This window comes from Cellvibrio fibrivorans, from assembly GCF_031457055.1.
Taxonomy (GTDB): Bacteria; Pseudomonadota; Gammaproteobacteria; order Pseudomonadales; family Cellvibrionaceae; genus Cellvibrio; species Cellvibrio fibrivorans.
Genome location: NZ_JAVDVX010000006.1, coordinates 261,216 through 278,425, shown reverse-complemented (window position 1 = coordinate 278,425; position 17,210 = coordinate 261,216). Strand labels below are relative to the sequence as shown.

The 17,210-nt window shown below is 49.7% G+C and carries 13 protein-coding genes; 8 read left to right on the top strand and 5 right to left on the bottom strand.

The window, feature by feature from the left end; all coding sequences use genetic code 11:
- The first annotated feature begins 11 nt into the window (after positions 1-11).
- Positions 12-515, top strand: coding sequence for an RDD family protein (locus tag J2X05_RS16615; protein ID WP_310074585.1), 504 nt, complete (start codon positions 12-14; stop codon positions 513-515).
- Between the two features lie 97 nt (positions 516-612).
- Here the strand turns inward: J2X05_RS16615 and J2X05_RS16610 are convergent, their stop codons facing one another.
- The 3 genes from J2X05_RS16610 to J2X05_RS16600 are packed head-to-tail and all read right to left on the bottom strand — an operon-like array spanning position 613 to position 2,879.
- Positions 613-1,524, bottom strand: a complete 912-nt coding sequence (locus J2X05_RS16610; RefSeq protein ID WP_310074582.1) for a TlpA family protein disulfide reductase — start codon at positions 1,522-1,524, stop codon at positions 613-615.
- A gap of 33 nt (positions 1,525-1,557) precedes the next feature.
- Positions 1,558-2,004: a carboxymuconolactone decarboxylase family protein gene (locus tag J2X05_RS16605; protein WP_310074581.1), complete on the bottom strand. Its 447-nt coding sequence runs from the start codon at positions 2,002-2,004 to the stop codon at positions 1,558-1,560.
- A gap of 47 nt (positions 2,005-2,051) precedes the next feature.
- On the bottom strand, positions 2,052-2,879 hold the full coding sequence (locus J2X05_RS16600; RefSeq protein ID WP_310074580.1) for a helix-turn-helix domain-containing protein: 828 nt from the start codon (positions 2,877-2,879) through the stop codon (positions 2,052-2,054).
- A gap of 162 nt (positions 2,880-3,041) precedes the next feature.
- On the opposite strand from J2X05_RS16600, the gene J2X05_RS16595 reads away from it, so the two are divergent.
- Together J2X05_RS16595 and J2X05_RS16590 are read left to right on the top strand one after the other, a co-directional pair.
- A complete protein-coding gene (locus J2X05_RS16595; protein ID WP_310074576.1) occupies positions 3,042-4,511 on the top strand; it encodes an OmpA family protein in 1,470 nt (489 codons plus the stop codon).
- Between the two features lie 231 nt (positions 4,512-4,742).
- Positions 4,743-5,600: a helix-turn-helix domain-containing protein gene (locus J2X05_RS16590; RefSeq protein ID WP_310074574.1), complete on the top strand. Its 858-nt coding sequence runs from the start codon at positions 4,743-4,745 to the stop codon at positions 5,598-5,600.
- A 105-nt stretch (positions 5,601-5,705) separates the two neighbouring features.
- Here J2X05_RS16590 and J2X05_RS16585 read toward each other — a convergent pair whose 3' ends face one another.
- Both J2X05_RS16585 and J2X05_RS16580 read right to left on the bottom strand, forming a co-directional pair.
- A complete protein-coding gene (locus J2X05_RS16585; protein WP_310074572.1) occupies positions 5,706-6,497 on the bottom strand; it encodes a hypothetical protein in 792 nt (263 codons plus the stop codon).
- 244 nt (positions 6,498-6,741) lie between these two features.
- On the bottom strand, positions 6,742-9,747 hold the full coding sequence (locus tag J2X05_RS16580) for a pectate lyase-like domain-containing protein (protein ID WP_310074570.1): 3,006 nt from the start codon (positions 9,745-9,747) through the stop codon (positions 6,742-6,744).
- A gap of 529 nt (positions 9,748-10,276) precedes the next feature.
- Between J2X05_RS16580 and J2X05_RS16575 the strand changes: the two genes are divergently transcribed.
- The 5 genes from J2X05_RS16575 (at position 10,277) to J2X05_RS16555 (ending at position 17,071) form a co-directional block, all read left to right on the top strand.
- Positions 10,277-12,202 (top strand): RecQ family ATP-dependent DNA helicase, encoded by a 1,926-nt coding sequence (locus J2X05_RS16575; RefSeq protein ID WP_310074569.1) that lies wholly within the window; start codon positions 10,277-10,279, stop codon positions 12,200-12,202.
- A 48-nt stretch (positions 12,203-12,250) separates the two neighbouring features.
- Positions 12,251-13,327 (top strand): phosphatidate phosphatase App1 family protein, encoded by a 1,077-nt coding sequence (locus tag J2X05_RS16570; RefSeq protein WP_310074567.1) that lies wholly within the window; start codon positions 12,251-12,253, stop codon positions 13,325-13,327.
- Positions 13,328-13,576: 249 nt separating this feature from the next.
- Complete coding sequence (locus J2X05_RS16565) at positions 13,577-14,629, top strand: sugar phosphate isomerase/epimerase family protein (protein ID WP_310074565.1); 1,053 nt, start codon at positions 13,577-13,579, stop codon at positions 14,627-14,629.
- A 17-nt stretch (positions 14,630-14,646) separates the two neighbouring features.
- Positions 14,647-15,792 (top strand): Gfo/Idh/MocA family protein, encoded by a 1,146-nt coding sequence (locus tag J2X05_RS16560; protein WP_310074563.1) that lies wholly within the window; start codon positions 14,647-14,649, stop codon positions 15,790-15,792.
- Positions 15,793-15,853: 61 nt separating this feature from the next.
- Entirely contained in the window at positions 15,854-17,071 is a 1,218-nt protein-coding gene (locus J2X05_RS16555) for an MFS transporter (RefSeq protein WP_310074560.1), read from the top strand.
- Positions 17,072-17,210 lie beyond the last annotated feature (139 nt).

Sequence of the window (17,210 nt, the reverse complement as noted above, 5' to 3'; positions counted from 1 at the left end):
AGGAGCTTTTTATGAGTGACAATAACGTTTACAGCACCCCGCAATCCCAGCTTGTCAATCAAGTCGATGACAGTGAAAAACCACTGGCATCCCGTTGGGCGCGCTTGGGCGCTTCGATTATCGATTCCATCATCATGATGTTTGTCGTTATCCCGGCGATGTATTTTACCGGTGGTTTTGACGGCATTATGGAAGGGCGCGAACCTGGTTTTGTGTATATGTTTAGTATGGGGATCGTCAGTTTTATTGTTTTCTTTGCGATCAATTATCGATTCCTGGTGAGCAATGGCCAAACCATTGGAAAGAAAGTATTGGAAATAAAAATCGTTGACCTCAATGGCAATGTGCCGCAATTCCAACCTCAATTGTTGATTCGCTATGCCGTCTATTTGTTGCCAGGCCAAATTCCGATGGTTGGTCAGCTCTTTAGTTTGATCAACGTGCTGTTTATATTCAGCGCCGAAAAACGCTGTATCCATGATCTGGTTGCAAAAACCAAAGTGGTGCAATGCTAATTTTTTGATTTGTGGTGATGTAAAAAGGGCGCAACATCAGAGGTTGTTTTTCTGATTGTTGCGTCCTTTGTATTTCTGCAATAAATGGTGCGATTAACTATTTTCCTTTCAATAATACTTCCACTTCTTTTTGTACCTTTCCTGCATTATCAAATTGCGTAAATCGCCCGATTTCTTTGCCGTTGTTAAATACAATAAACGTTGGATATTCATTGGCTTTCAAGTGTCGAAATTGCTGGTTGTTATCGTCCGTAGTAACGGCATAGGGAATATTGAATTTCTTAATGTAGTCGGCCAGATCGGTTTGCTCCGTCCACAGGTGGGTGACATAAGCTGTTAATGGCAACTTGGGATTACTGCGGTAGAGTTTATCTACCAGTTGCAATGAGTTGGCGCAGTTGCTGGACATCTCCGGGTGAATATCTTTCATATACCAATCGCACCAGGTTGCAGTGAAGTACACCACTGCGATGCCTTTGGGTAAGGCAGTGATGGGCGCTGTGTTAGTGGGTGTGGATGCAGTTGCTACGGTTGGTGCATTGCTGGCGAGTTGTACTAATTTTTCCGCGAGTTGTGCATCGTCTTTATAAGTGGTGTAAATCACATCACCCTGCGCATTGATCAGTACGTGAAAGGACGTGCCTTTAAATTCAAAGTTGCCGGCGATTGTTCCGTTGTTATCCATTAATATCGGGATAGTCAGTTTGTGTTTTTGTTGCAGCGAACGAATCGCTTCATCGGTTTCATTGATATTTAAATTCACCGCAAAGATGGCAATTTTATCACTGTATTTCTGATAAGTTTGTTCAAGGCTCGGTAGCTCGCTGCGGCAATCCAAACACCATGTTGCCCAGAATTTCAGGTAGACCGGTTTTTTGCCAATCAAGGCTTGCAGTGACACTGGCTGCTTTTCAAAGGTTTGATATTCTGCTTCAAATTGCAGCGGTGTGGCGCTCAGCCAAGGTGACAATAACAATAATAAAACCAGTAAAAAATTGCGTGCTTGCATTATCTCTCTCCTGTGATTGTAGAGTGTGGCCATTTAAAAATGGGGAGCAAAATTAAAACCAACCGCGATGCGGTTCCATGCATTAATAGTCGCTATAGCTGCACTCAAGTTGACGATTTCTTTTTCGCTAAAGTGTGCTGCCACTTCAGTAAAGCAGGCATCGCTTACAGGTTGGCCGGCAAGGTGGGTTAAGGCTTCTGTCCACGCTAATGCAGCTCGTTCACGCGCAGAAAAAATAGTCACTTCACGCCATGCAGGCAACACATCCAAACGGTGTTGCTGTTCGCCATCTTTACGCGCTTCGTTCGCATGCATATGTTGACAAAATGCGCAGCCGTTAATTTGCGATGCGCGTAATTTCACTAAATGAATTAATGAGTGTTCCAATTCGCTGGCAGCGGCATCCCCTAAACCGATTAACGATTTGAGCAGTGCGGGTTGGAGTTTGTAAACGTCTGGTTGGTTAATACGTTGTTGCATGATGCGCTCCTGACGGGACTGTTTGTTGGAGGCTTCATGGTGACAAATCAGGGTTTAGTTGAATTGTATATTTGCGACATCTTGCGCTGGCGATATTCACCCGGCGTCTGGCCAGTGATTTTGTGGAAGTGGCGGATGAAGTGCGCCTGATCGTAAAACCCCGCGTCTTGGCCTATATCGGTCAGCGATTGCTCCGGCCGCTGGCTAATCAACGTGCGGGCGATTTTAACGCGGTGTAATTGTTTGAGCTGGTTGGGGCTGAAGCCGACTTCCAGTTGGAATTTGCGCTCCAATTGCCGACGGCTGATCGGCAAGTGTTCGCTCAATTGTTCAAGCGGTTGTGGTGTAAGAATCAATTGCGGCAATAGCTGCTGAATGAATCCGATATTGGCGTTATTTTTTTTAACGCGATCAAGTAGCCACTGATCAATCAATGTTAAACGCTGGCTGACATGGGACAATTCAGCGAGTTGATCGCGCAATTGCAAGAGCGAGTGCATGGATAAATCATCTGCAGAAAGCTCAGTCCCAATTACATCAGGCATGCCCAACCCGAGTAATTGGAATGCCCCACCGGGATGAAAGCGTATGCCCATGCGATTCACCGATCCCTGAAAAATCATTTTGCCAACGGTTTGGGTGGCAAAGAAGGTGATGTCGGGATAATCGTTGGCGAAATTAAATACCAGCGTAGTGCCGCCATCGGGATATACCGTTTCACTGACGCTAGCCTCGGGCAGTCGATCTTGCCGTGCAATCCAATAACACTGCACCCACGGCCGCAGTTGCAGCGGTGGTGCGAAGCGCTGGAAGCCTAAATGCCCAAGGCTTTTAAAGAGGGCGTCGCTGACATTGGGAAGCAACTTGGCGGACATGAATTTTGTCTACACAGTGACGGTGTTCAAAGCATATTACACTGATACTGGTTTTGTGATTACTATTCATCGACTATTCAGTTTTTGACAGTAGTCTTGCCTACTCGCTGTCACAATGCATGCCCATTATTATCGCAATGTCATATTAACCAAGGAGTTGTTATGTCCCTTCGCCCCCTACCTTTGTTGGCCTTCGCTGCCACACTGATAAGCCCGTCGCTTTACGCGAGTTATGATCAGGATCATCCGCTGTTTGCTGCTTATCCGGGGGCGGATCTTGAACAGGCAAAAATGTATGACTATGAAAAATACGCCTTCCCGGTTTCTATTGTAGATGCCAGCAAAGAGCCCTACACCTTCACCCGATTAGATGCAGTGGGCGATTTGTATCTGCACAATTATGAAATTGAAAATGTATCGTCACTCAAGGTGTCTGAGAATTACATCGCTGCTGCAAAACAGGCTGGCTTTAAACACCTGTTTTCGTGCGCGCTTGAGGCCTGTGGCGATGAAGCTCAGGCAGCGGCATTAGGTACAGCGATTGCGGTGCGGGGCGATGTTTACAATCACTATCGCAAACCCTATTACTGGATAGGCGAGAAGGAATCGCCCAAGGGCAAAATTGTTGTGTCCTGGTTTTTTGGTTCCTACGAGGATAGTGTCAGCGTGCAACAAGTTATTCTTGAAGCCGAACCGCTCGAAGCCGGTTTGATAAAAGTCGATGCTGCCTATGCGGGATCAACTGCAGAGCCAGTAGCACCGCTGTCTGCAGACGACAAAGCAGAAGACAACCCCATGCTGCCGCGCTACCCGGGAGCAAAAATTTACAACCATAAAAAAATCGATACCGAAACGGTAAAGATTCCCTTTGCGATTAACGCCACAGAAAAAACGCCGCTGCAATTAACCGGTGATTTAACCAAGCACACTTACACGATTGAAAATGTTTCAACCTTAAAAGTGTATGAAAACTACAAGGCTGCATTAACCAATGCGGGATTTAATTTTATTTCCCAGTGTGAGTTAGCGCAGTGTGGCACTGAGTCACAAGCCGACAATTTGGGTGATCAGCTGGCGTTGTCGGGCGATGTGTATAACTGGTATCGCAAACCCTATTACTTGCTGGGCAAAAAATCCTTGCCCACTGGTAATGTCTATGTCGCACTATTTATCGGTGGTTATGAATCGCAAGTCGGTGTACAGCAAGTGATCTTGCAAGAAAAATCGGTTCAAGCAGGTTTGGTAAATGTGAATGCCGATGGTTTGAAGCAGCAAATTGATGCGGATGGTAAAGCGCTGATTTACGGTATTTATTTTGATACCGGCAAAGCGGAGATTAAAGCCGAATCAAAACCTACGCTCGATGCGATTGCGGAATTGCTAAAACGCAATCCGGATTTGCTGCTCTATGTGGTGGGGCATACCGATGACACCGGCGATGGTGCGGCGAATGTAAGCTTGTCCAAACAGCGCGCGGATTCGGTGGTAGCTGCGCTGGTAAAAGATTACCAAGTAACGGCTAACCGTTTGCAGGCGCAGGGTGTTGGCCCTTACGCACCGGCGGGCAATAACACCAGCGATGCGGGTAAACAAAAGAACCGCCGCGTTGAATTGGTAAAGCGTCTGCGTTAAGGATTTGTCGGGCAAGTGTTAAACCAATCCCCGCCCCGGCGGGGATTTTTTTGCTCCAACAAGTAGCTCCTTGCCATGTTGGATGATTTCTGTTCTGATAATCATGCCAATAAGCTAAGTCATATCAAACTATAAACCTGGCAACTCTAGCGAAACTCAGATTGGTTCATTCAATAATCCACATGCAGGCCGCGTGGGATTGTTGCTGTCTGAAATTTTGTGGAGCCAGCCATGAAGCCCATGTACGAAAAAGTCTTGCCCACCGAAAACTCCTCCTGGCGTTATTGGCTCTATGCTCTCGATGAAATTCCCTTCAACTGGCACTACCATCCCGAATATGAAATTTGCCTGACGCTCAACAGCTGTGGCCAGCGTTATATTGGCGATAACATTGCCAATTACAGCGATCTGGATTTGGTCCTGCTCGGCCCCAAACTACCGCACACCTGGCACTCTAAAGAATTAATTGCGCCGGGCCAGCATTTAACTTACGTGGCGCAGCTGCCTACAAGTTGGATTGATGCAGTGGTGCAAATGCCGGAATTAAAACCACTCGGCGATTTGCTGGCGAAAAGTAAGCGCGGAGTGGAATTTAGCCTTGCTACCGCACAGCAGTGTCGCACACGTTTTGAAGCAATGGCGGATGCTACACCCATGCAGCGGCTATTGTGGTTGTTGGAGATTTTGCAATTGATGCTGGACGATTCCAGCGCACGTATGATTTCCAGCGATGGTTATGCGCCGGTGAGTTTTGCTGATTCGGCGACGGAAAAAATTGATCGCGTTATTGCCTACATCCATCAACACTACACCAGCGATTTGTGCGCGGAGCAGATGGCCGCATTGGCACATATGAGCACCAATCACTTTCACCGTTTTTTTAAGCAGCGCACTGAGCAAACGTTTACGGAATTCGTCAATCAATTGCGTGTAGGCAAAGCCTGCTCATTATTGTTAACCACCGATTTTCCGGTGTCGGCAATCAGTTATCGCTGCGGCTTTAATAATATCTCTAATTTCAATCGCCGCTTTTTGCAACTCAAACATTGCACGCCGCGCGAATTCAAACGCAGCTATCAACATAATTGAAGTAACAGCCTAATTAATACTTAAACGAAAAAAAAGGCCGCATTGCGCGGCCAAAAATCGTCTCACGGGAGAGTGATTGGATTTAAACCATTGTTCTATTCACTATCAGTTGCACACTTGGAATTCCACAATGCCGGAACCTGAACCAAAACGCTGCATGGTGTATTTTTCCAAATCAATCAGGTAGCCATCGCCCGCAAGGTTAGCGGTGCAGCAGCCACTGCAATCTGAATCGGCACAAGCGTCGTACACTTTTGCAGTGATACGTTTATTGCCTTGGCGCAGGTTAATGGATTTAAGGCCGAGCCAGCTCCAATCTTTTAAATGCACTGCGGCGATATTATTGGCCATTACCCATGACTCAGGTTGTTTGCCGGAGATGCCATAAAAATATCCAGACCATAAACAACCGTTGTAAATGACGCACTCATCGCTACCCGGTGCGGGATAAGATTCGTAGTTGGTTAAGTTCGCGCGATACCAGGCTGCACCACAATCATTACCTGCAACAGAAGAACTTGATCTGCTGGAAGCGACTGACGATTTGCTGCTGGATTTGCTCGAAGCAACGGAAGATTTGCTCGAACTTTTTGCAGACGATGCCGGTGTGGATGACGCAGTAGTGCCATCGCAACTGCCCAACAATTTCCACTCCTGCCATTGGCCGGAATAATTTGCCGGGCTATGGCCTTGCGACCACCACTGGGCTTGGTAGGCTTTATTGCTTTGTTTAACTTGCGCACCGCCGTTGTAAACGCTACCGCTATTCCATTCCGCAATGCCGTTGCAGTTAACGGCCTGTACATTCAAACAAAAAAAACTGCTGCAGAGTGCGATAGAAAAAACGGCAAGCCGTTTAAGCGCACTCCCTGACTTATTGCTCACAAACTGGTTCATATTGACCTCGATATTATTGTTGGCTGTGGGATGTTCACATTGAAAGTTATCCCTGTTGATTAAGCGAATCCGTCATCCTGCGGTGATTCTGCCAAGGTTGGTCGAGGTAAAAATGTATTTTTGAATGCAAAACTGGCACTTTTCTATCAGCTCTTAAAAACTAAACACTGGCTCCAAAAAAAAGCCCCCGCGAATTTTTTACGCGCGGGGGCTTTTTGTTTAACAGTGTGTCAGCAGTGAAAAACTATTGTGGATAGCCGGTCACTCGCGGGGTTTGCACCGCAATTCCCGGTGGTGTCGGGTCGCCGGTATTATTGATCACCCGTTGGATGCCGCCATCATTGGTCAAGTTGACCGTCACCATGTGTTCGAATTTCACATTGGGTGATATTGGTGTTTCTATCGCCCGCGAGAGGAACACGTTCGGGCGCAAGAACACCGCATAGATTCCCATCCCGCGTGCGTCATGTTGCGTCACGGAATCGGCGACTTTGTACGACGCCCAACCATTTACACCTGCACCGCTGCGCCATTGATCTTGTGTGGGCGGATCGTAAGGAATTTCGGATTGGTAGAAATAGGTCTTGCCGTTGTTGCCGTTCCAGAGCACTTGATACTCCTGGTAATGCTCGACGAATAAACCGTACGCAGACACGTTATTGCCGTTCACCACCAAGCCGTTGGCGGCGGTATTCAAGTCCCAGGCGACACCATCACCATGGTCGGCGCGCCACAGCCAGGTGTGGTCGATAATCACATCGTTACTGTTTACCAACAGGCTCACGTTCGCGCGGCCAACGCCATTGCCACCCACGCGCACAAAAATATCGTGCAATACCGTCGGGTTGGATGCATGGCTGGCATTGCTGCCATTTTCACCGACGCGGATCAGAACCGGTGAATTGAGCGCATGGGCATCAACCATCAAGTGGGAGATAGTTACGCCATCGACATCGGCCACTTCCATTACGCTGTTACCATTGGTCGGGGTCAGGGTCGCATAGCCCATACCCAGCACAACGGTATTGGCGCGGTTGATTTTGATCGATTCCGCGAGAGGGTAAATACCGGGAGTGAGCAGCAGATTTTTGCCTTGGTTCAAGGCGGCGTTGATGGTGGTGGCGGTATCGACACCCGCGCGCGCCACGTAGAACTGGCTGATCGGCAGCGAGGTGCCGGCCGATTGGCCATTCGCCCAGGACAAGCCTTTGCTATTGGTGCGCAGCGCTGGCACAAACACCTCGTAATTGCTGCCGTTCAGGTAGAGGAATGGCTTCTCGCGTATCACGGGAGTGCTATCGATAAAGGTATTGGCCGAGGCAGGCCAGGTGCCGCCGGGCAGGTTGTTGGCGATCCCCAAAAACACCATATTCCACAGGCTGCCGGTCCAACTGCCCCACTGGCTGTTGCGTGATACCCACTGCTGTTGCGAGCCGGTGCCTACGTCGTAATCCACTTTGGAATCTGCCAACCAGCCGCCACTCGCCCAACCGCCGTAGTAGTGCAGGATCAGGTTGTTGTTGCGCACATGCATGCGGCGCATAGGAGCCGCTTGCGATACCGACCAGAGCATGCCGCCACCGGGTGGGGTGACCGAGAAGTTCTCGATGCCGCGCCAGAAGTTTTGCGTGGAGTTGTTGTTAGGCAGGACGGGATAGGAGACCACTTGCCCGACGATATGCACATCATCCGGCATCGCCCCCAAGCCGATCACATGGGTAAAGAAGCCGACCGGAATCTCTAGGTTGTAAGTGCCCGGTTTGAACATAATCGCGTCGCGCGGGGTGCCGAATTGGTTGTCGCGCTGGCGCTCGTAGATGTCGTTGATTTTGGCTTGCATCTGCGCCTGTGGCATGGCCGGGTCGAAAATCGTCACGTTGCTGCCGAAGTTGATAGCGTTGCTGTCGCTCTCGGTGGATACCGGAAAGGTCGCACTTGCCGCAGAAGCGCCGACGCGGTTGATCGCCACAACGGTAAACGAGTAAACCGTGTTGGGCGTGAGGCCGCTAATTACCGCATTGGTTGCAGTGGGTGATGCCACCAGCACGCCGTTTTGGTAGACGCGATAACCAGTCGCATTGCAGGGCGGAACCGAGGTAAAGGGCGCTGTCCAGGACAGGGTCAAAGCCGTGGTCGTCACACCGCTCGCATTCAAACCGCTCGGTGCATTGAGCACACTTCCACATTGGTCCGTCGATGATACTGATGAGGACGAAAGTGACGAAGAGCGTGAAGAGGGTGTCACGGAAGATGACGTTGCCGGTACCGATGATGACGTCGCTGGCGCTGAGGACGATGTTGTCGCAATCGATGAGGATTTGCTTGACGGTGCGACAGAGCTTGAAGGCGCGACTGACGACGGCGCCGAGGATGAACCTGTGCCACCGCTGCGGCTGCCGTATACATCAAACTCCCACAGCGAATAGCCGTAACCCGTGCCGCGCGCCACACCGTTCATGCGCACATAGCGGCCGCTGCCGCTGAGGTTGATTTCATCGATACCACCATCGCCGCTAGTGGTGGAGTAAATCGTTGACCAGTTAGTAGCGTTGTCTGACACCTGGATCTGGTAGGACTTGCCATAGGCCGCTTCCCAGTTGAGCGCGATTTTGCTGATAGTCGCGCTGCTACCCAAATCGAGGCTGATCCATTCGGCGTCGTTAAAATTGCTGCCCCAGCGGGTGCCAGTATTGCCATCCACTGCGCTCGCCGCAGTAAAGCCGCCCTCTTGCGAGGATGCCGTTACCGGTGCATTGCGCGAGAGCAGGCTCGCGGTTTGGCCAAATTGGCCGTACACCTGCATCTCCCACAGTGAATAGCCATAACCGTTCGCGCGCGCGGTTCCGTGCATGCGCACATAACGGCCGGTGCCACTCAGCGCGATGTCATCGATACCGCCGTCGCTATTGGTCGTGGAGTAGATATTTGTCCAGCTGGTGCCGTTGTTCGATATCTGAATCTGGTAGGCCTTGCCGTAAGCTGCCTCCCAATTTAAGAGCACGCGGTTGATGGTCGCCACTGCGCCCAAATCCACGGTGATCCATTGTGGATCGGCAAACACACTGCCCCAGCGGGTGCCGGTATTGCCATCAACCGCCATAGATGCCGCTAGCGCAGCACCTTCCTGCGTTGATGCTGTGACTGGTTTGCCTTGGGATAACAGAGTCTGTGCCGACGCTGTTGGGGAAAATACACACGCAGCCAAAGGCACTAAGATTGCCCCCAGCCGCACTAACTGCCGCTTTAACATGGTGGATACTCCAGAGTTATTTTTATTTAATGGAACGGTTTAACTGCACAATGTAACGGCACATCGCCAACGGCAATGCAGTGCATAGGCGACGTGGTGCAGGCATTCTAGGGCGCTGGATAAAACTGTCGTCCGGTCGGCAACATCGAACGAAAATCTGTGTGTTCGGCTAATTCACAACAAAACTACCTGTTAAAAATCATTGCCAATCAATTGCTTAAGCGCAGTTGAAAAAACACGCGCGCGAAGGAGAAAACATTTTTTCTGCATTATTGTGGGGGCATTGGGTGACATAGGTTCGCGTGCGCAATGACTAATAGGGTTTGCGCAAACCTGTTGCAGGTGCAACGCACAAAAGTGGGAAGTATTTTTGCGGAACTGGTGCACAGAAAAAAGCGCACGAAAATCGCGGCCGATAAACCACAAACTGAAACAGAGCGTTTATGATGCGCGACTTAGTTGCCCGTTTAACCGCATCATCAATTACATCATCGCTCATGGAAGAATGCTTATGACAACAGGAACCAAAATGACTTTACCGACAACGCTGTTACAAAACACCTTTAAATTACCCTCCTTCCGCCCCGGCCAGGAGGCGGTCATTCATGCGCTGCTGCAGGGTCATTCAGCGCTCGCGGTTTTTCCCACTGGCGGCGGCAAAAGTCTCTGCTATCAACTGCCCGCGCTGCTGCTCGAGGGCTTGACGCTGGTGGTATCGCCATTGATTGCGTTGATGAAAGATCAGGTTGATGCGTTGCAAGCGTTGGGCATTAACGCCGCGCGTTTGGATTCATCGCTCGGTAAAGATGAGACGCAAGCAATTTATACAGCGCTGCAAAACGGTAGTTTGAAATTGTTGTACGTCTCACCCGAGCGATTAAAGAACGAACGTTTTGTACAGCGGCTCAGCCAGCTCAATATCAGCTTGCTGGCCATCGATGAAGCCCATTGTATTTCCGAGTGGGGTCACAATTTTCGCCCCGATTATTTGCTGCTTGCCGACCTTGCCAAAAAATTGCGCGTTGCGCGTGTACTTGCATTAACTGCGACCGCAACCCCCAGTGTCGCCGCCGATATTTGCAAACAGTTTGCGATCCAGCCACAGCATCACATCCAGACAAGCTTTGCGCGCCCCAATTTGCAATTGCGTGTAACACCTTGCACTGCAGAGACACGCATCGAATTATTATTAGCGCGTTTGCACAAACACCCGCGCGCTGCCGCGACTATTGTTTACGTCACCCTGCAAAAAACGGCAGAAGAAGTTGCGGCGGCGATTAACGTGGCAGGTTTAAGTGCGGCGCACTATCACGCCGGTTTAAAAGACGATGAGCGCGAACAAGTACAAAACCAGTTTATGAGCGGAGAAGTGCCGATTGTAGTCGCGACTATCGCGTTTGGCATGGGTATCGATAAAAGTAATATCCGCGCCGTCTACCATTTTAATTTACCCAAATCGATTGAAAACTACGTACAGGAAATTGGCCGCGCCGGGCGCGATGGCAATCCATCCCTGTGCGAAATGCTGGCATTGGGCGATGATATCCGCGTGCTGGAAAATTTTACCTACGGCGATACACCCACCGCCGAAAGCTTGCGCGCGCTAGTCGAACACTTGCTTGCGTTTGATGATGTGTTTGATATTTCCACTTACGAATTGTCCAACCAGTTTGACCTGCGCCCGCTGGTATTAAATACCGCACTCACCTATCTTGAATTGCAACATGTCTTCAGCGCCCAGAGCCCGTTTTACACCGAATACAAAGTCAGTTTCATTCAGGATAAACAATTTATCCTGTCCCAGTTTGACGCAGACCGCGCCGCGTTTTTACAGCAATTATTTTCCGCCGGGCGCATGGGCAGAAAATGGCTATCACTCGATATGCTCACCATTCCCCTACAGTTAAATGAACCCAAAGAGCGCATTACCAAAGCATTGGATTACATTACCGAAAAAGGTTGGATCGAATTAACCGTTGCCAATTTGCGTCAAGGCTACAAAAATAATCAGTCAATCAATTCACCGGAAAAACTCAATGCACTCTGCGAACATCTGAATAAGTTGTTTGCCGAGCGCGAAGCGCGCGATATCAAACGCATCCACAGCGTACTCGAGTTTGCCAATAATCCCGCTTGTTTGGGCCAGCAGTTAATGCAATATTTTGGCGAGGCCAGCGCGCAGGCCTGCGGCATTTGCAATCACTGCCGCAACACTTCACCCGCACAAGTTGAATTGCCAATCGCTGCGCCACTTACATCTGCACAGCAAACCCTGATCGACAATCTAAAAAATGAAGACCATGCAGTGTTGCGTCAGCCACGTCAATTGGCACGCTTTTTATGCGGCTTGCCCAGCCCCGCAACCAGCCGCTCGACGTTGAAATCCCATCGCGCATTTGGCGCATTGGCGGAGGTTTCGTTTCCGGTGATATTGAAATCAATATCGGACAGTTAATTGATGGCAAACTGTTTTTATTTTTTGCGAGTTAAGGATAGGATAAAAATGAAAAAGATCTTCGTGTCTGTTGTTAATGTTTGTATATTGTTGGTATTGGCTCAATGCACTTTCGCCAGCGAATTAAAATCCGATGAGCGCGTTATTTTTTACCCGACCAGCGCGCACCTAACTGCTAACGGAAAAATTGAAGCGCACATTTCTGCATGGGTGCATGAGTCTGAATCGCGCCCTGGCGCTAAAGAGGCGCTGGCGTTATGGCTGGATGTGGATCTTGCAAGCTTAACCGAAGCAGAAAAAATCAATTTTGAAACGCGCACTCAACTTTTTAGATTCGATTCGGAACGGCGCAAACAAATAAAAATTAAATTTGGTGCAGCGGATACCTATAAACTGCCGCCCACCAATGCTCGTGGGTTCACTTACAAAACCATTCGTATCGATGCGGAAAAAATCGGTGAAATGAATAACGCTATCCGCTGGTTGCCCTTCACTGCCAGCTTGTCTGAAAATGATAAGCGCGTATTTTCTGGTGAGGTGATGTTGGTGCCTGCGCAAGGGTTGTCGGTGGTCTCGGATATTGACGATACCATCAAGGACAGCCATGTGTTGGATACGCACGAATTATTATTAAATACTTTTGTGCGGCCATCTAAAGCGGCGCTGGGTATGCGTGAATTTTATCAGACGCTTGTTGGTGAACACCAAGGTATAACATTTCATTATGTGTCGGGCAGCCCGCACCAGCTTTATCCAGTGTTGGATAATTTTTTGCGCGAGCAGGGTTTTCCCAAAGGCAGCATGCATTTGCGTCAGGTAAAAATAACGGAAGAATTGTTTCGTAAAGGCAGCAGTTCTGAGCGCCACAAACACGCAGCCATTCGTGCACTGTTAAAGCAATATCCGCAGCGCCAGTTTTTATTGATTGGCGATTCGGGAGAAGCCGATCCGGAAATTTATGCCGATATAGCGCGGGATTATCCTGAGCAGGTCCGCGCTATTTATATCCGCGATGTTACCGGCGAAACAGCCAGTGCTCCGCGCTATCAAAAAACCTTTCATCAGTTGCCCGCATCGCTGTGGAAGATTTTTGTCCAACCTGCAGCCTTGTTCCCTCTGCCGTAAGTCACCTTGCGGTTATATGTATCTATACTGGAGGTCAACCAGCCGGCATTGATTTTCACCTGTGCCGGTTATAAGAAGTGTAAATAACTGTTTGGTGTATCGCGCCCTTGGGCGACATGGAATAAAGTCTTGCGCCTGAAATAATAAATCTTATATTTATAGGCTTGCGCCCGGTTTTTAAGGGTTGCGAGTCTGACAATTAAAAACAATACGGACTTGATCCGTCCTGCTACCGCCCGGAGAACGACGATGAAAACCCTCAAAGGCCCCGCCATCTTTTTGGCCCAATTTTTAGGTGATACCGCCCCGTTTAACAGCCTCGATGCCATTGCCGGTTGGGTGGCAAGTCTGGGTTTTAAAGGCGTACAAATTCCCACTTGGGACAAGCGCGTATTTGATCTGGAGCAGGCGGCGAAAAGCCCGGAATACTGCGCGCAATTCCAGGCGACCCTGGCCAAACACGGTTTGGTGGCGACGGAATTGTCCACCCATCTACAAGGACAACTTGTTGCGGTGCATCCCGCTTACGATGATATGTTTGATGGCTTCGCGCCTGAGTCTGTGCGCGGCAATCCTAAAGCTCGTCAAGCATGGGCGGTTGAGCAATTACTGTTTGCTGCGCAGGCGAGTAAAAATCTCGGTTTGAAAGCGCACGCGACTTTCTCGGGCGCCTTGCTCTGGCCCTATTTGTATCCCTGGCCACAGCGCCCTGCCGGTTTGGTGGAAAAAGGTTTTGAAGAACTGGCGAACCGCTGGCTGCCGATTCTGGATGCGTTTGATAAAGCGGGCGTTGATGTCTGCTACGAAATCCACCCCGGTGAAGACCTGCATGATGGTGCGACTTTCGAGCGCTTCCTCGCGGCGGTAAATAATCATCCGCGCGCAAATATTTTGTTTGATCCTTCGCATTTTGTGTTGCAGCAACTCGATTACTTGGCGTTTATCGACCGCTATCACGCGCGCATCAAAATGTTCCATGTGAAAGATGCGGAATTTAATCCGACTGCGCAGCAAGGCGTGTACGGCGGCTATGAAAGCTGGGTTGATCGCGCTGGCCGTTTCCGTTCTCTCGGCGACGGACAAGTGGATTTCAAGCAAATTTTTTCCAAATTCGCTGCTTACAATTACGACGGCTGGGCAGTGTTGGAATGGGAATGCTGCCTGAAGCATCCGGAAGTGGGTGCAGCAGAAGGCGCTCCGTTTATTCAGCAGCATATTATTAAAGTGACTGAGCGTGCGTTTGATGATTTTGCGAAAAGCGGAATTGATGAAGCCAAAAACCGTAGAATTCTCGGTCTGTAAAAATAAGGAAAAACACTATGACAACTCCAAGAATTCGTTATGCCATGGTCGGTGGTGGTCGCGGTGCGTTTATCGGTGCAGTGCATCGTATCGCCGCGCGTATGGACGACCGTTTTGAATTGGTTGCCGGTGCGCTCTCTGCGAATCCGGAAAATGCCAAAGCCTCGGCAGCAGATTTACATATCGCGGCCGATCGCGCTTACATGTCGTATGAAGAAATGTTGCGCGTAGAAAAAACACGCGCTGATGGCATTCAAGCTGTCGTGATTGTGACGCCGAATCATATGCACTTTCCCGTCGCTAAAGCCTGTTTGGAAGCGGGCATTGATGTGATTTGTGATAAGCCGGTGACGCGTACTTTGGAAGAAGCGCTGGAGCTTGAGCAAATCGTAAAAAAGAGCGGCTGTTTTTTTGCGCTCACCCACAATTACAGCGCTTATCCATTAGTGCGGTACGCGCGTGAATTAGTGGAGCAGGGCAAACTCGGCAAAGTGCGCGTGGTGCAGGTGGAGTATCCACAAGAATGGCTCACCGAAGCGGCGGCGGACGATAACAAACAAGCCTCATGGCGCACTGACCCGGCGCGTTCGGGTCTTGCCGGTTGTTTGGGCGATATCGGCACTCACGCATTTCAACTTGCGCGTTTTATTACGCAGCAAAAACTCAGTGCTGTTAGCGCGGATCTCACCAGTTTTGTCGATGGCCGTTTGGTAGATGACAACGTACATGCGCTACTGCGTTTTGATGGCGGTGCCAAAGGTATGTTGTGGAGTAGCCAGGTTGCGCCCGGATGTGAAAATGGTTTGCGCATCCGTATTTATGGCGAAAAAGCCGGCATCGAATGGGCGCAGGAAAACCCCAATGAGTTGTGGTTTGGCGAATTAAATAAACCGCGTCAACGCATCACCCGTCGCGGTGATATCGGCAGCGAGATTGCAGCGCGCGGTATGCGTACACCCGGTGGTCATCCGGAAGGTTATCTCGAAGGTTTCGCAAATTTGTATAAAGATATCGCCGACATTCTTATCGCGCGTCAGCAAGGTGAATCGCATTTCTTGCAAAACTGGGTACCGAATATCGATACCGGTGTGGAAGGTATGCGCTTTATCCAAGCCGTGCTAACCTCATCCCAGCGCGATGGTGTTTGGACGCCGCTGGTGTAATGTTTTACTCGAACGCACTGACTAATAACAAAAGACCCCAATAACAAAAGGTATAACCATTATGACCACCTCCTCTGCAACGATTAATCCACAGCGGCTGTTTGTAGCCTGCTGTGTTGCGCTGATTGTGACGGCCATGACCTTCGCGATTCGCGCAGGCATCCTCACCCAGCTCAGCGCAGACTTTGATTTTACTAATGCCCAGTTGGGTTGGATTAACGGCATGGCGTTTCTCGGCTTTCCGGTCGCTATGATGTTTGGCGGTTTGATTTACAACCATGTCGGTGCGCGCACGCTGATGTATCTGGCATTTGCCTGTCATTTGCTCGGTTTGGTGTTGACCATCACCGCCAATGGCTTTGTCACGCTGTTGTTATCGAGCTTCTTTATCGGCTTCGCCAATGGCTCGGTTGAAGCAGCTTGCAACCCGTTGATCGCCGATATTTATCACACCCGTAAAACAGCGATGCTCAATAAATTCCACGTCTGGTTCCCGGGCGGGATTGTGATTGGTGCCTTGGTATCCAGCTTGATGACTAAATTGGGCCTGGATTGGCAATGGCAGATTGCGATCATGATTATCCCGACGATTATTTACGGCGTGATGATTTTCGGTCAGCCCTTCCCGACTATGGCAAATTCCGAGACATCAACCAAAACCAATATCAAGGCGCTCTTCTCGCCGTTGTTTATTTTTATGTTCTTCTGCATGACTGTCACCGCCGCATCCGAATTTGGTACCCAGCAGTGGGTAGACCGTATTTTCGGTGCATCGGGTGCACACCCGATGTTGGTGCTTGCGCTGGTAACCGGGTTGATGGCGCTGGGGCGCTTTTTTGCAGGGCCGATTGTTGAGGCGCTTAATCCGGTTGGAGTGCTGTTGATGTCGGCTGTGGTGACTACTATTGGTATTTACTTACTCAGCATCGCCTCTGGCGGATTGATTTATATCGCCGCTATGGTATTCGCGTTGGGTGTGACTTATTTCTGGCCGACCATGATCGGGTTTATCAGCGAATATCAACCCAAAACCGGTGCACTGGGGATGTCGCTGTTAGGTGGTGCGGGAATGTTCTCCATGAGCATGTGGAACCCGGTGATTGGCGGTTGGCTGGATGATGCAAAAGCCGAAGCCATTGCCAATGGTGTTCCAGCGGAAGCGGTAGAGCTGACGGCGGGTCAGGCTACTTTGCAAAACCTGGCACTTTTCCCTGCTTTCCTGATTATCGCTTTTACGGTTTTGTTTGTGCTGCGCAAGCGTTTTGCCCACAGTAAATAAACCGAAAAGTACCAGATTGGCTTATTCCAAAAAAAGCGCTTTTAGGCGCTTTTTTTGTAGGTGTTATTTGATGCCAATCACAAAAATGCTGTAATGCTTTGTAATATTTAGATGTATTCAGCGACAAATATAGGACGTG

Bases quoted from the DNA above. Each gene is read 5' to 3' on its own strand.
- J2X05_RS16615 (WP_310074585.1), top strand. From the start codon at position 12: ATGAGTGACAATAACGTTTACAGCACCCCGCAATCCCAGCTTGTCAAT.
- J2X05_RS16580 (WP_310074570.1), bottom strand. From the start codon at position 9,747: ATGTTAAAGCGGCAGTTAGTGCGGCTGGGGGCAATCTTAGTGCCTTTG.
- J2X05_RS16560 (WP_310074563.1), top strand. From the start codon at position 14,647: ATGACAACTCCAAGAATTCGTTATGCCATGGTCGGTGGTGGTCGCGGT.
- J2X05_RS16575 (WP_310074569.1), top strand. From the start codon at position 10,277: ATGACTTTACCGACAACGCTGTTACAAAACACCTTTAAATTACCCTCC.
- J2X05_RS16610 (WP_310074582.1), bottom strand. From the start codon at position 1,524: ATGCAAGCACGCAATTTTTTACTGGTTTTATTATTGTTATTGTCACCT.
- J2X05_RS16570 (WP_310074567.1), top strand. From the start codon at position 12,251: ATGAAAAAGATCTTCGTGTCTGTTGTTAATGTTTGTATATTGTTGGTA.
- J2X05_RS16605 (WP_310074581.1), bottom strand. From the start codon at position 2,004: ATGCAACAACGTATTAACCAACCAGACGTTTACAAACTCCAACCCGCA.
- J2X05_RS16590 (WP_310074574.1), top strand. From the start codon at position 4,743: ATGAAGCCCATGTACGAAAAAGTCTTGCCCACCGAAAACTCCTCCTGG.
- J2X05_RS16585 (WP_310074572.1), bottom strand. From the start codon at position 6,497: ATGAACCAGTTTGTGAGCAATAAGTCAGGGAGTGCGCTTAAACGGCTT.
- J2X05_RS16600 (WP_310074580.1), bottom strand. From the start codon at position 2,879: ATGTCCGCCAAGTTGCTTCCCAATGTCAGCGACGCCCTCTTTAAAAGC.
- J2X05_RS16595 (WP_310074576.1), top strand. From the start codon at position 3,042: ATGTCCCTTCGCCCCCTACCTTTGTTGGCCTTCGCTGCCACACTGATA.
- J2X05_RS16555 (WP_310074560.1), top strand. From the start codon at position 15,854: ATGACCACCTCCTCTGCAACGATTAATCCACAGCGGCTGTTTGTAGCC.
- J2X05_RS16565 (WP_310074565.1), top strand. From the start codon at position 13,577: ATGAAAACCCTCAAAGGCCCCGCCATCTTTTTGGCCCAATTTTTAGGT.